Genomic DNA, 12,111 nt, shown 5'->3' on the forward strand with positions numbered 1-12,111 from the left:
GATCGTGTAGCTGTAGCCCTGCTCCGCAAGGAAGCGCTGACGGTTCTGCGCGAAGTCCTGGTCGACGGTGTCGCGCGCGATGAGGGTGTAGAAGCTCGCGGTGCGGCCCGACTCCTTCGGTCGCAGCAGGCGACCCAGGCGCTGCGCCTCTTCCTGCCGCGATCCGAATGATCCGGAGACCTGGATCGCGACGGATGCCTCGGGCAGGTCGATCGAGAAGTTCGCCACTTTCGAGACCACGAGCAGCGAGATCTCACCCACGCGGAACGCCTGGTACAGCTTCTCGCGCTCGTCGACGGGAGTCGCGCCGGTGATCTGCGGCGCATCCAGTGCCGCGGCGAGGATGTCGATCTGATCGAGGTACTGGCCTATCACCAGAATGCGCTCGCCGGTGTGACGCTCGACGAGCTGGCGGACCACGTCGATCTTCGCGTGCGCCGTGGCGGCGAGCCGGTAGCGCTCGTCGTCGGCAGCGGCCGCGTATTCGAGGCGGTCGCCCGCGGGCAGGTCGACGCGCACTTCGTAGCACGCCGCGGGGGAGATGAAGCCCTGGGCCTCGATCTCCTTCCACGGCGCATCGAAGCGCTTGGGGCCGATCAGGCTGAACACGTCGCCCTCGCGGCCGTCTTCGCGCACCAGCGTGGCGGTCAGGCCGAGGCGACGCCGCGCCTGCAGGTCGGCGGTCAGCTTGAACACCGGGGCCGGCAGCAGGTGCACCTCGTCGTAGACGATCAGTCCCCAGTCGAGGGCGTCCAGCAGCGCCAGGTGCGCGTACTGTCCGCTGCGCTTGGCGGTGAGGATCTGGTACGTCGCGATCGTGACGGGCTTGATCTCCTTCATCTGTCCCGAGTACTCGCCGATCTCCGCGGCGGTGAGGGACGTGCGCCTGAGCAGCTCGTCGCGCCACTGCCTGGCGCTCACGGTGTTGGTCACCAGGATCAGGGTGGTGGTCTTGGTCTCGGCCATCGCTGCTGCGCCGACAAGCGTCTTGCCCGCCCCGCAGGGGAGCACGACGACCCCGGATCCGCCCTCGGTGAAGATGTCGACGGCTTTGCGCTGATACGGCCGCAGCGACCAGTCGCTCTCGTCGAGTTCGATCGGATGCGGCGTGCCCGGCGTGTAGCCGGCCAGGTCCTCGGCCGGCCAGCCGATCTTGAGCAGCTCCTGCTTGATGTGCCCGCGGGCCCACGCGTCGATCACGAACGACTGCGGCGAGGGGCGTCCGATCAGCAGCGGCTGGATGCGCTTGTTGCGCGACACCTCGGTCAGCACCGCGGTGTCGGTCGCGGTCAGCAGCAGTTCGCCGTCACCGTCTTTGCCGACACCGTTGCGCTCGATGGTCAGCCGGCCGTAGCGGCCGACCGTCTCGCGGATGTCGATGGACACAGACGGCGGCACCGGGAAGCGCGACCAGCGCTCAAGCGTGGCGAGCATGTCATCGGCGTCGTGGCCGGCGGCGCGCGCGTTCCACAGTCCGAGCCGGGTGATGCGGTACGTGTGGATGTGCTCGGGGGCACGTTCGAGCTCCGCGAAGATGGCGAGTTCGTGGCGCGCCGATTCGGCGTCCGGGTGTGCGACTTCCAGCAGCACAGTCCGGTCGCTCTGCACGATGAGAGGACCGTCAGCCATAAGGGTCAATCCTACTCGGCGGGCACCCACGAGGATCGCGCTGCCCGGCAGCCGTGATCAGGATGCCGGCCGCACGCTCACGATGCTCGAGACCGGCAGCGTGCGCTCGACGTCGGCGCCCTTGTCGCGACCGCGCAGTCGTCCGCCACCCAGGCCGGACGCTTCCAGGGTGAGGGACCGCTCCGCGCCGTCGGGCATCTTCACGACGACGACGATGACGGATTTCGTGCGCACCGCCTGCTCGAGTTCGCGTCCGAGCCAGGCCGCGTCGGCGTCCGTCTCGTGTCCGGTCCGCAGGGCCCCGATGAGGCGCGCGTACGTATCGCGCGGCTCGATCAGCGCCGCCGAGTCCGCGGCGCGGGCGCGGCGGCTGAGCGACTCGGGAGCTCCCGAAGCGTCGAGGGCGACGACCGGGTAGCGCGCGTCGGCCAGCGACCAGTAGACCGCATCGCGGTCGACTCGGGAGGTCAATTCGTGTCCGTCGCGAACGAACCCGAGCGGGCGCAGCGCCTGGTCGACCAGGATCGTGTCGCTCAGGGCAGGGTCGGTGGCCTCGACGCGTGTGCGACCGGTCGCGTCATCGGTGCGAACGCGAATGAGCCCGTGCCGTGCGGCCGTGCTCTCGATGAGGTAGTCCAACGGCTGCGGGATGCCGGTCAGCGAGATCTCGCTGAGGAATGCGCGAATCGACCCGGCGGTCTCGCCCTCGGTCATGCCGGTGCCGAGCGATTCGGTGCTGAACCGGTACGTCGAGGCCTGCGCGCGCGACTCGCGCGTGGCGATCGTGCGCAGGCGCAGATCGAGTGCGGGGGCGAGCGGGCCGGGCGCGATCGCCGTCAGGTCCGCCTGCAGATAGACGCGGTCTATCTCGGCCGGCAGGTGCGCCGCGAGCCTCCCCGTGTCGGGGTGGCCGCCGGCCCGAAGCGTACTGGTCCACTTCGGCTCGGTGCCCCGCACGGTGATCAGGCCCCAGGCCTCGGCGATGCGGCGCAGGCGGGCGGCCCGATCGGTCCATTCCGCGTGCAGCGGGTAGGCGCCCGCCCAGCTCGAAGGCGGCCGGAATCCGCCGTCGGGAGTGCGCAGGCCCGCGGGCAGAGCGCCGCGCATCCCTTCCGCGATGACCGCCCAGCGTTGCGTGGTCGTCGCTTCGAGCCACCGCATCGCCGAGTCCGTGACGATCCACTCGCGACCGAGCGGAGCCACCAGGTCGGCCGTGGCGGCCGCGGCCACCAGGTCGTCGAGGTCATCCGCCGAGCCGAGGGCACCGGCATCCGTCAGCCGGCGCCGGTCCACGGCACTGACCGCGCCCGTTCCCGTCCGCGAGAGGGGCGCGTGCAGTCCTGCCAGCAGCACGTCGGCCAGCGCGCCCACCGTGGTGAACGCGCGCTCGGCCGCGCCGGCGGCATCAGCGTCGTCCGCGGTGGCGACGGGCGGTGTGGGCGGCTCCGCCACGAAGGCGTCGGGACGCGCGATCGACGCGGCGCGGACGCGAGTAGCGACCGTGCTGAACGGTGCGTCGTCGTCGCCGACGAGAGCGAGTGGCTTGAGCACCGCGAGCTCGGAGGAGGGAATGGGGGCGCCGTCGAGGGCTGCGGCGAGGGCGACGAGGGTGGTGCGGGGAAGGCGGGCGACAGCGCGGTCCACGGACGCGGGGTCCAGCATCCCCGCCGCGGCGTCGAAGAAATCGTGCCAGGCGGCGGCCGGGGCGACGCCGCGCTCAGCGAACGTCCGGGCGAGGGCGTCGTCGTCGATCGATGCCAGTCGTACGGCGAGAGCGCGCTCGTCGGAGACCATTCAGCCCCCTCGGTTGGCGCGCGCCCTCCGCACGAAAGTCATGATCAGCAAAGCCAGGATCATGAGGAACGCGATGGGGAGCGCGATGATCGGCACCACCGATACGAGAGGCCAGATGCCTTCGGTGAAGTCGGTGACACCTGCTGGCCTGGCGATGATGATCGCGAGGAAGCATACGATGGAGAGGACCGCCAGACCCAGCGACATGAAAGTCAGGACGCGGTCAAGGCGTCGTACCGGGACGTCCCCACCGGGAGTGCGCGTGCTCATCCGCCTCAGCCTATCGGGTGTCGCGGTGTGACTGTCGCGGTGTGACTGTCGCAGTGTGACGTAGGCTGATGGTGGGGATCGACCGGTCCCAGTTGCACTGTGCCCGCGAAGCGAGGCGCACGATCCATCGAGGTCTTCATGCCCACCGGCAAGGTCAGGTTCTACGACGAGGAGAAGGGGTTCGGCTTCATCGCCTCCGATGACGGCCAGGATGTCTTCCTGCACGCCACTGCCCTGCCCGCCGGGACCACAGCGCTGAAGGCGGGGACACGACTCGAGTTCGGCGTCGCCGACGGCAAGAAGGGCCTGCAGGCGCTTTCCGTGCGGGTTCTCGAGGCACCGCCGAGCCTGTCGAAGGCGCAGCGCAAGCCCGCCGACGACATGGCGATCATCGTCGAAGACCTCGTCAAGCTGCTCGACGGCATCGGCGGAGATCTTCGCCGCGGCCGCTACCCCAGCGGCGCACACGGCAAGAAGGTCGCCGCGGTGCTGCGCAAGGTGGCGGATGACTTCGACGCCTGAAAGCACACCGACGCCTGAAAGCACACCGACGCCTGAGCCGGCCTCAATCGATGCCACGGTTGCGCAGGAACTCGCGCTCGCCGCGTTGCGCGAGATCACGCCCGCCGCGACGATCGGCGACTCCGCTGGCTCCTCGGTGGATGCGGACGGCGTGCTCACGCTGCGGTTCGAGAACCGCTTGCCCGGTTACCCGGGCTGGTTCTGGACGGTCGGCATCGCACAGGTCGAGGATGCCGCTCCGACCGTGCTCGAGGCGGAGCTGATGCCCGGCGACGGAGCCCTCACCGCACCGGATTGGCTGCCGTGGGCGGAGCGCCTCGCCGAGTATCACGCCGCGCAGGCCGCGCTGGCCGCCGAGGGGCTCGAAACCGAAGACCTCGACATCAGCGATGACGATGATGAGGATCTCGACGACGTCGAGGACCTCGATGCCGCAGACTTCGACAACGACGGCTCGCCGATCCTTCACTCCGGCGACGTCGATGGGGTCGACATCGATGAGCTGTCCGACGACGCGCTTGGCGAATCGATTGACGAAGACTCGGACGACGACGCGGACGACGCGGACGACGAAGAAGACTTGGACGACTTCGACGACGACGACTTCGACGACGACCACGTCTCCTAGAGGTTCGCGAGCGTGAAGTCGATGCTGCGGATGAGCTGGCGCACGTCATCGGGCTCGATCGAGACGAAGGTCGCGACGCGCAGCTGATTGCGACCGAGCTTGCGATACGGCTCGGTGTCGACGACGCCGTTCGCGCGCAGCGTCGCGGCGATGGCCGCGGCATCCACTGTGTCGGCGAAGTCGATCGTGACCACGACGGGGGAGCGGTCGGCGGGGTCGGCGACGAATGGTGTGGCGACAGCGGATGCCGCGGCCCAGTCGTACAGTGCACCGGAGGATTCCCGCGTGCGGGCATCGGCCCAGGCGAGCCCGCCGTTGCCGAGGATCCACTGCAGCTGCTCGTCAAGCAGGAACAGGGTCGTCAGCGCCGGGGTGTTGAGGGTCTGATTCAGGCGCGAGTTGTCGAGCGCGTTCTTCAGGCTGAGGAACTCCGGGATGTACCGGTCCGACGCGGCGATCCGCTCGATCCGCTCGATCGCGGCGGGCGAGACCACGGCGAACCACAGGCCGCCGTCGGAGCCGAGGTTCTTCTGCGGTGCGAAGTAGTAGACATCGGTCTCGCCGACCTGAAAGTCGATGCCGCCGGCCGCGCTGGTGGCATCGATCACGGTCAGCGCGCCGGCGTCGCCGTGCACGCGGGCGATCGGCGCGGACACGCCGGTAGAGGTCTCGTTGTGCGGCCAGGCGTACACGTCGACGCCCTCGACGGGCTCGGAGACGGTCCGCGTGCCCGCGGCGACCTCACGCACGTCGGGCCCCTCCAGCCACGGGGCCTTGGCAGCGGCGGCGAACTTGCCGCCGAACTCGCCGAACACCAGGTTCTGGCTGCGGTTCTCGATCAGGCCGAAGGCCGCGGCATCCCAGAACGCCGTCGAGCCGCCGTTGCCGACGATCACCTCATAGCCTTCGGGTGCACGGAACAGCTCTGCGAGGTGCGAGCGCACGTCGCCGACGAGGTTCTTGACCGGGGCCTGGCGGTGCGAGGTGCCCAGCAGCGCCGCCCCGCGGGTGACGAGCGCCTCCAGCTGCGCCCCGCGCACCTTCGAGGGGCCGCATCCGAAGCGTCCGTCGGCGGGCAGGAGATCACTCGGAATCACGAGGTGCGGCATCCGTCGAGTCTACGGTTTCGCGCTCCGGCGACCGTGTCCGTGTGACCGCGCATGAACAGGATCGGAGTGGGCGGGTTAGGGTTGCGGCACGGGGCCCGGTCGGGCTCCCGAACAGAGGGCGTCATCGTGTCAGACAAGTCCCCGAAGAAATCGTCGAGCAAAACCGCCGCGTCGAGCACTCTCAAAGAGAAGCGTGCCGCCAAGAAGGCGAAGGTCGAACACCGAGCCGGCAACGACGTGAGCGAAGCCACTCACCGCAAGTAGCTTGACCTGCTCGCCTCCCCGCCCGCGATCGCAACGGCAGGGTGGCGTTGCGGGCGCCCGCCGCGCCCGCAGGCGCCGGATGACAGGGAGCCGTGTCTTCAGGATTGGATAGGCTGTCCTGGCACGGTTTCCGCGTATGCGAGGCACAATGACCGACCTGATCGACACGACAGAGATGTATCTGCGCACGATCCTCGAACTCGAGGAGGAGGCAATCGTTCCTCTGCGCGCCCGCATCTCGGAGCGCCTCGGTCACTCCGGGCCCACCGTGTCGCAGACCGTCGGGCGCATGGAGCGCGACGGACTCGTCGTCGTCTCCGACGACCGTACCCTCGAACTCACAGACGCCGGCCGCGGCAAGGCGGTGGACGTGATGCGCAAGCATCGCCTCGCCGAGCGTCTGCTCTCCGACATCATCGGCCTCGACTGGGCGTACGTCCACGAAGAGGCGTGCCGGTGGGAACACGTGATGAGCGAGCAGGTCGAACGTCGCCTCGTCGAACTGCTCGGCCACCCCACCGAGTCGCCCTACGGAAACCCGATCCCTGGCCTGGCGCAGCTGGGCGACATGCCGGCCAAGGGCTTCGAGCAGGGTGTCATCGGTCTCGTGCGGCGGCTCAACGAGGCGGGCGGACCGATCACCGGCACCGTGCGCCGGCTCGCCGAGCCCGTGCAGGTCGACCCCGAGCTGCTGCAGCAGCTGAAGGCGGCCGGCGTGGTGCCCGGCGCCTCGGGCGACTACCGGTACAGCGAGGGCTACGTGCTGGTTGAGATGGATGGCAACGACGAGGGCCTCGAGCTGCCCGTCGAGGTCGCAGCGCACATCTTCCTCGTCGACGAGCGGCGCTGACGCCGAGAGCACGGACACGCCCAGGCTTCTGCCATGACCCAATGTGACATATCCGTTACCGTCGGGTAGCGTGAGGGAGTCCACAGGCGACAAGCCCGCCGTCGGACGCCACTCGGATTGCCTCCCCGGCTCGTCGTCCCAGTGGTTACGCCTGCATATCGTGCCCCGACATCGAATGCTGACGAGCCAGCGCCACCCGGCGCAGAGGCGCCGGAGGATTATATTGGCTGAAGACATGAATTCGCCCGCGAGCGAACCCCGCAGCGACGAGACGAGTGTCACGCGCCGCGCCCGTGGACGAAATACCGCTCTGTCGCGTCCCCTGCTCGGAAGAATCACCTCGTCGCGACCCCATAAGGAGAAGGGCGAGCCGGTCGCATCGGCCCCGCGCCCGTCGATCCGCAAGAATCGACCGCTGCGCAGCCTGGTGATCCTGACCATGGTCGGCGGCCTCGTCGCCACCGTCGCACTCCCCGCATACGGCGCTTGGCGTCCCGCGGCCGACTCGGTCACGCTTCAGCAGGTCGCCGCAGACGATGCCCAGTCGCTCGTCGTGGCCTCCGATTCGACGGCCGAAGAGTTCTCGCGCGGAAGCTATTCCGCGACCACTCCGGAGGAGATCCAGAAGAAGAAGGACGAAGAGGCCGCGGCTGCTGCGGCTGCGGCTCGCGCCTCGGCGAGTGTCACGTCCGCGTCTTCCGCGTCGATCCCGCTCAACATCAGCATGGTCTCGCCAGGAAGCGGCGAAGTGCGATGGCCGATTCTGAACTTCACCCTCGGACGCGGTCTGTGGGACTCCGGCTATCACCAGGGCGTCGACCTGCTCTCCTCCTGCGGCGAGCCCCTCTACGCCACGGCGGCGGGTGTCGTCAGTGTCTCTCAGGAGAGCTACGGCGGCTACGGCGTCGCGATCTCGATCGACCACGTGCTCGGCGGCCAGCAGGTCAACAGCCTCTACGGCCACATGACGTACGGCAGCCGCCAGGTCTCGGTCGGACAGTACGTCTCGGCCGGCCAGCTGATCGGCCTCGTCGGCTCGACCGGGAGCTCCACCGCCTGCCACGTGCACTTCGAGATTCACGTCAACGGGTCGGTCATCGATCCCTGGGCGTGGCTCCAGGCCAACGCCGGCTGAGCCTGCCGAAGCCGGCGCCTGATCGATTTGCGAGAGCGGATGCTGCGGCATCCGCTCTCAGACACGGTCCGTGTCGTTCACCCCGTCGTGCGAACCTGCCCCCGCGCATGAGTTAGCCTGAAACCCGACGCTGAGGGAAGCGGAGGGGAGCCGATGGACCGCATACCACGCATCCGAACCATGGATGCGCTGGGACGCCAGGTCCTTCGGCATTGCACGAGTGGATGCCGCGGCATTGCCGTGGCGCCGAGGCGCTGGTTGTAGACAGCGCCTTTTTTCATGCCTCCTGCGCGCCCTGATCGTCGTGTGAGTCGAATCCCGGGAAGCCGTCCCGGCCGTTCGAGAGGATGAGGAATGCGCACTCTGGTGCTCAATGCGGGCTATGAGCCGCTCGCTGTCGTGTCGTACAAGCGGGCCATCGTGCTCGTGATGAACGAGAAGGCCGTCGTGGTCGAGCATGTCGACGGGGATCCTGTCTGGGGTGCGCGGGGGTCGTACGAACGTCCCGCGGTCATTCTGCTGACGCGCTACGTGCGCGTGCCGGGGAGCCGTCACATCCCGGTGACGCGGCGAGGGGTGCTGCGCCGCGATGCGCACCACTGCGGATACTGCGGCAAGACCGCCTCGACGATCGACCACATCCTGCCGCGCTCGCGCGGCGGGGCGGATTCGTGGGAGAACCTCGTGGCGTGCTGCCTGCGCTGCAACAACGTGAAGGGCGATCGCACGCCGCAGGAGATGGCGTGGGAGCTGCGGATCATTCCGCGCCCGCCCCGGGGCGTGCAGTGGACCGTGCGGGGCACCGATCGCACCGACCCGTGCTGGGAGCCCTACCTCGAGCTCGCCGCATAGCTCGCGCCGGCTGCCGGCGTGATGAGATGGGACTCATGACCCGAGCTCTCATCGTGATCGACATGCAGCGTGCGTTCGACGACCTGGATTTCTGGGGCGCCACGACCAACCCCGACTGCGAGCGCAATGTCGCGGCGCTGATCGAGCGCTGGCAGGACGCCGACGAGCCGATCGTCGTGGTGCGGCACGACTCGACCTCGGTGCACTCGCCGCTGCATCCCGACAACGCGGGCAACGAGCTCATGGATGCCGTCGCTGCGGTCGATCCGGCCCTGTTCGTGACCAAGAATGTCAACTCCGCGTTCTACGGCGACCCTGATCTGCAGGTGTGGCTCGAGACGCAGGCGATCCGCGAGCTCGTGATCTGCGGCATCCAGACCAACATGTGCGTCGAGACCACGGCGCGCATGGCCGGCAATCTCGGGTATGACGTGACCGTGGCGCTCGATGCGACCCGCACATTCGATCTGAGAGCGGATGTCGCGGGGCTCGGTATCGTGACCCGCACGGCGTCCGAGCTCATGGCCACGACGGCGCTCGACCTGCAGGCCGGCGGATTCGCCCAGATCGCGACGACTGCGGCGCTGATCGGCGAGAATCGAACATAATGCACGGATTCGCCCTCTGCGATGTCGGAAGGCGGCGATAGCGTTCCTCCTGGCGTTGACCGACTAGAATATCTGTTCTAGCCTGGGGGAGTGAGGGCAGCAGTGCAGACCGAGGTGCATCCCGGCACTTCCCCGGTATCGGGTGAGGTGCATCAGCTGCGCGCTCAGGTCGACCGCATGCAGGGGCGCAAGCTCGATGCCCCGGTGCTTCCGGTGCTTCCGGCTCTCGCATCGCTTCTGCCGGGGGGCGGGCTGCGCACCGGGTCGGCGTACTCGATATCCCCATCGGCTTCGCTCCTGTCCGCGCTGCTGGCCGCGGCCTCGCAGGCGGGGTCTTGGTGTGGGGTGGTCGGCATGCCGCAGTTCGGTGCCGAGGCGGCGGAGCGACTCGGGGTCGATCTGTCGCGGCTCGTGCTGATTCCCGAGCCCGGCGCGCGCTGGCTCGCCGTGACGGCGACGATCGCCGAAGTGCTGCCGGTGGTCGCCGTGCGCCCCGGGGGGCGGGCATCCGACGGCGATGTCTCGCGCCTGGCTGCGCGGCTGCGCGATCGCGGTGCGGTGCTGCTCGTGCAGGGGCCGTGGGCGCAGGCCGAGGCGACGATCGGCGTGGGCGACCCCGAATGGACGGGACTGGGCGACGGCCACGGCTACCTCGCCGGCCGCGAACTCACCGTGACGGTGACCAGCCGGCGCACACCCGTGCCGCGTCGAGGGCGTGTGCTGCTGCCCGCGGTCGACGGTGCACTCGAGTCGGCGCGCCCGGTGTCGGCGGCCTCTCGTGTGCCGCTCGAGGCGGTGGGCTGACATGCGTGGCGGTGTCAGCAACGGCGGTGTCAGCAACGGCGGTGTCAGCAACGGCGCTGTCGTCAACGGCGCTGTCGTCAACGGCGCTGCCCCGGTGCGCAGCCTCGTGCTGTGGTTTCCGGACTGGCCGGTCACGGCGCTGACCCGCGATGCCTCTCGCAGCGTGCCGCTGGATGCCTCGCTGCCGATCGCCGTCATGGCCGGCAACGTCGTCGTCGCATGCTCGGCGGCGGCGCGGGCCGAGGGCGTGCGCCGCGGGCAGCGCCGACGTGATGCGCAGGCCCGGTGCCCGAGGCTGACCGTGATCGCGGCCGACCCGGTGCGCGATCACCGCGTCTTCGCCCCGGTCGTCGCCGGCATCGAGGAGCGCGCGCCCGGGGTGCAGATCGTGCGGCCCGGCCTCTGCGCGCTGCGTGCTCGCGGCCCGGCGCGGTACTACGGCGGAGAGGCCGAAGCAGCTCATGTGCTGCTCGCCGCGCTGCGCGATCTCGGACTCGAGGAGGTACGGGCGGGCATCGCCGACGGGCCATTCACCGCCGAGCAGGCGGCGCGCATCGGCGCGACCGCGACGGAGCCGGTGTTCCTCGTGCCTGCCGGCGGGGCGGGCGGCTTCCTCGCCCCGCTCCCGATCTCGTCGCTCGAGGACGCCGAGCTCGTCGGTCTGCTCGCCAGGCTCGGGGTGCAGACGCTCGGGGAGTTCGCGGCGATGGAGGCCGACCGCGTGCGCGAGCGGTTCGGAGAGCGCGGCATCCGTCTGCACGCCCTCTCGGCGGGGCGCGATCCGCGTGCCGTCGAGCCGCGGGTGCCGCCGCCCGAGCTGCACCGCGAGGTGGTGTTCGAGCCCCCGCTCGAGATCGCCGATCAGGTCGCGTTCGGCATGCGCATGGCGGCCGATGCGTTCATCGCCGGGCTCGGCGCCCTCGATCTGGTCTGCACCGAGCTGCGGGTCGAGCTGACCGGTGACCGGGGAGAGCGCAGCGAGCGGGTGTGGCTGCATCCGGGGTCCTTCGATGCGGCATCCGTCGTCGACCGGGTGCGGTGGCAGCTGGGGGAGGATGCCGGGTCCCTCAGCAGCGGTGTCGCCAAGGTGCGGATCGAGCCCGCGGCGGTGGATGCCGCACGCCACCACGCCCCGGCGATCTTCGGTGCGGGCACCGACGAACGCGTGCACCACGCGCTCTCGCGCGTGCAGGCGATGCTCGGTCATCGCGGAGTCGTGACTCCCGCGATCGGCGGCGGGCGCTGGCTCGCCGAACGGCAGGTGCTCGTGCCGTGGGGTGACCGGGCGGTGCTCGCGAAAGAGCGCGCGCGACCGTGGCCGGGGAGCCTGCCCGATCCGCTGCCGGGCACGGTCTTCATCGACCCGGTGCCGGTGCAGGTGACCGACGACACGGGTGCCGCGGTCGGGGTCGATGATCGCGGTCGCGTGAGTGAGGCGCCCGCGGTGCTGCTCGAGAGCGGGCGCCGACGGGGGATCGAGGCGTGGGCGGGCCCGTGGCCGGTGGTCGAGCGGGGGTGGGATGCCGCGCGCGCGCGTCGCGCGCACCGGTTCCAGGTGGTGGATGCCGACCACACCGCGTGGCTGCTGGTGTGCGAAGACGCCGGCTGGGTCGCGGAGGCCCGCTATGACTAGGGCCCGGTGGTCG

General features: G+C 69.7%; 13 protein-coding genes. 9 read left to right on the forward strand and 4 right to left on the reverse strand.

The genetic code is table 11. The features are described 5' to 3' along the window. The 3 genes from QZV84_RS03745 to QZV84_RS03755 form a co-directional block, all read right to left on the reverse strand. Nucleotides 1-1,629: DNA repair helicase XPB (locus tag QZV84_RS03745; RefSeq protein ID WP_292825507.1), on the reverse strand; the 1,629-nt coding region annotated here is incomplete at its 3' end. 57 nt (nucleotides 1,630-1,686) lie between these two features. Continuing rightward, nucleotides 1,687-3,423: a helicase-associated domain-containing protein gene (locus QZV84_RS03750; protein WP_292825509.1), complete on the reverse strand. Its 1,737-nt coding sequence runs from the start codon at nucleotides 3,421-3,423 to the stop codon at nucleotides 1,687-1,689. Next, on the reverse strand, nucleotides 3,424-3,693 hold the full coding sequence (locus tag QZV84_RS03755) for a multidrug ABC transporter ATPase (RefSeq protein WP_292825511.1): 270 nt from the start codon (nucleotides 3,691-3,693) through the stop codon (nucleotides 3,424-3,426). Nucleotides 3,694-3,831: 138 nt separating this feature from the next. Between QZV84_RS03755 and QZV84_RS03760 the strand changes: the two genes are divergently transcribed. After that, a complete protein-coding gene (locus tag QZV84_RS03760; protein WP_292825538.1) occupies nucleotides 3,832-4,215 on the forward strand; it encodes a cold shock domain-containing protein in 384 nt (127 codons plus the stop codon). After that, nucleotides 4,199-4,843, forward strand: coding sequence for a DUF3027 domain-containing protein (locus tag QZV84_RS03765; protein WP_292825513.1), 645 nt, complete (start codon nucleotides 4,199-4,201; stop codon nucleotides 4,841-4,843). Before QZV84_RS03760 ends, QZV84_RS03765 begins: the two co-directional genes overlap by 17 nt. On the opposite strand, the gene serC is transcribed toward QZV84_RS03765, so the two are convergent. After that, entirely contained in the window at nucleotides 4,840-5,952 is a 1,113-nt protein-coding gene (gene serC, locus QZV84_RS03770; RefSeq protein WP_292825516.1) for a phosphoserine transaminase, read from the reverse strand. The genes QZV84_RS03765 and serC overlap by 4 nt on opposite strands. 126 nt (nucleotides 5,953-6,078) lie before the next feature. Here serC and QZV84_RS03775 point away from each other — a divergent pair, with 126 nt between their 5' ends. The 7 genes from QZV84_RS03775 (at nucleotide 6,079) to QZV84_RS03805 (ending at nucleotide 12,098) form a co-directional block, all read left to right on the forward strand. Next, nucleotides 6,079-6,216, forward strand: coding sequence for a hypothetical protein (locus tag QZV84_RS03775; RefSeq protein WP_175525355.1), 138 nt, complete (start codon nucleotides 6,079-6,081; stop codon nucleotides 6,214-6,216). A 148-nt stretch (nucleotides 6,217-6,364) separates the two neighbouring features. Beyond that, nucleotides 6,365-7,066 (forward strand): metal-dependent transcriptional regulator, encoded by a 702-nt coding sequence (locus QZV84_RS03780; protein WP_292825523.1) that lies wholly within the window; start codon nucleotides 6,365-6,367, stop codon nucleotides 7,064-7,066. 427 nt (nucleotides 7,067-7,493) lie between these two features. Continuing rightward, nucleotides 7,494-8,201: a M23 family metallopeptidase gene (locus tag QZV84_RS03785; protein ID WP_292825526.1), complete on the forward strand. Its 708-nt coding sequence runs from the start codon at nucleotides 7,494-7,496 to the stop codon at nucleotides 8,199-8,201. A gap of 354 nt (nucleotides 8,202-8,555) precedes the next feature. Then, on the forward strand, nucleotides 8,556-9,053 hold the full coding sequence (locus QZV84_RS03790; RefSeq protein WP_292825529.1) for an HNH endonuclease: 498 nt from the start codon (nucleotides 8,556-8,558) through the stop codon (nucleotides 9,051-9,053). A 35-nt stretch (nucleotides 9,054-9,088) separates the two neighbouring features. After that, nucleotides 9,089-9,661, forward strand: a complete 573-nt coding sequence (locus QZV84_RS03795; protein WP_292825532.1) for a cysteine hydrolase family protein — start codon at nucleotides 9,089-9,091, stop codon at nucleotides 9,659-9,661. Nucleotides 9,662-9,838: 177 nt separating this feature from the next. Continuing rightward, nucleotides 9,839-10,465: a hypothetical protein gene (locus QZV84_RS03800; RefSeq protein WP_292825541.1), complete on the forward strand. Its 627-nt coding sequence runs from the start codon at nucleotides 9,839-9,841 to the stop codon at nucleotides 10,463-10,465. Nucleotide 10,466: 1 nt separating this feature from the next. Then, on the forward strand, nucleotides 10,467-12,098 hold the full coding sequence (locus QZV84_RS03805) for a DNA polymerase Y family protein (RefSeq protein ID WP_292825535.1): 1,632 nt from the start codon (nucleotides 10,467-10,469) through the stop codon (nucleotides 12,096-12,098). Nucleotides 12,099-12,111: the final 13 nt, after the last annotated feature.

Source organism: Microbacterium sp., assembly GCF_011620715.1.
Taxonomy (GTDB): Bacteria; Actinomycetota; Actinomycetes; order Actinomycetales; family Microbacteriaceae; genus Microbacterium.

What these genes read in the sequence shown, in the direction of transcription:
- QZV84_RS03750 (WP_292825509.1), bottom strand. Translation starts at nt 3,423, where the DNA reads ATGGTCTCCGACGAGCGCGCTCTCGCCGTACGACTGGCATCGATCGAC.
- QZV84_RS03755 (WP_292825511.1), bottom strand. Translation starts at nt 3,693, where the DNA reads ATGAGCACGCGCACTCCCGGTGGGGACGTCCCGGTACGACGCCTTGAC.
- QZV84_RS03760 (WP_292825538.1), top strand. Translation starts at nt 3,832, where the DNA reads ATGCCCACCGGCAAGGTCAGGTTCTACGACGAGGAGAAGGGGTTCGGC.
- QZV84_RS03765 (WP_292825513.1), top strand. Translation starts at nt 4,199, where the DNA reads ATGACTTCGACGCCTGAAAGCACACCGACGCCTGAAAGCACACCGACG.
- serC (WP_292825516.1), bottom strand. Translation starts at nt 5,952, where the DNA reads ATGCCGCACCTCGTGATTCCGAGTGATCTCCTGCCCGCCGACGGACGC.
- QZV84_RS03780 (WP_292825523.1), top strand. Translation starts at nt 6,365, where the DNA reads ATGACCGACCTGATCGACACGACAGAGATGTATCTGCGCACGATCCTC.
- QZV84_RS03790 (WP_292825529.1), top strand. Translation starts at nt 8,556, where the DNA reads ATGCGCACTCTGGTGCTCAATGCGGGCTATGAGCCGCTCGCTGTCGTG.
- QZV84_RS03795 (WP_292825532.1), top strand. Translation starts at nt 9,089, where the DNA reads ATGACCCGAGCTCTCATCGTGATCGACATGCAGCGTGCGTTCGACGAC.
- QZV84_RS03800 (WP_292825541.1), top strand. Translation starts at nt 9,839, where the DNA reads ATGCAGGGGCGCAAGCTCGATGCCCCGGTGCTTCCGGTGCTTCCGGCT.
- QZV84_RS03805 (WP_292825535.1), top strand. Translation starts at nt 10,467, where the DNA reads ATGCGTGGCGGTGTCAGCAACGGCGGTGTCAGCAACGGCGGTGTCAGC.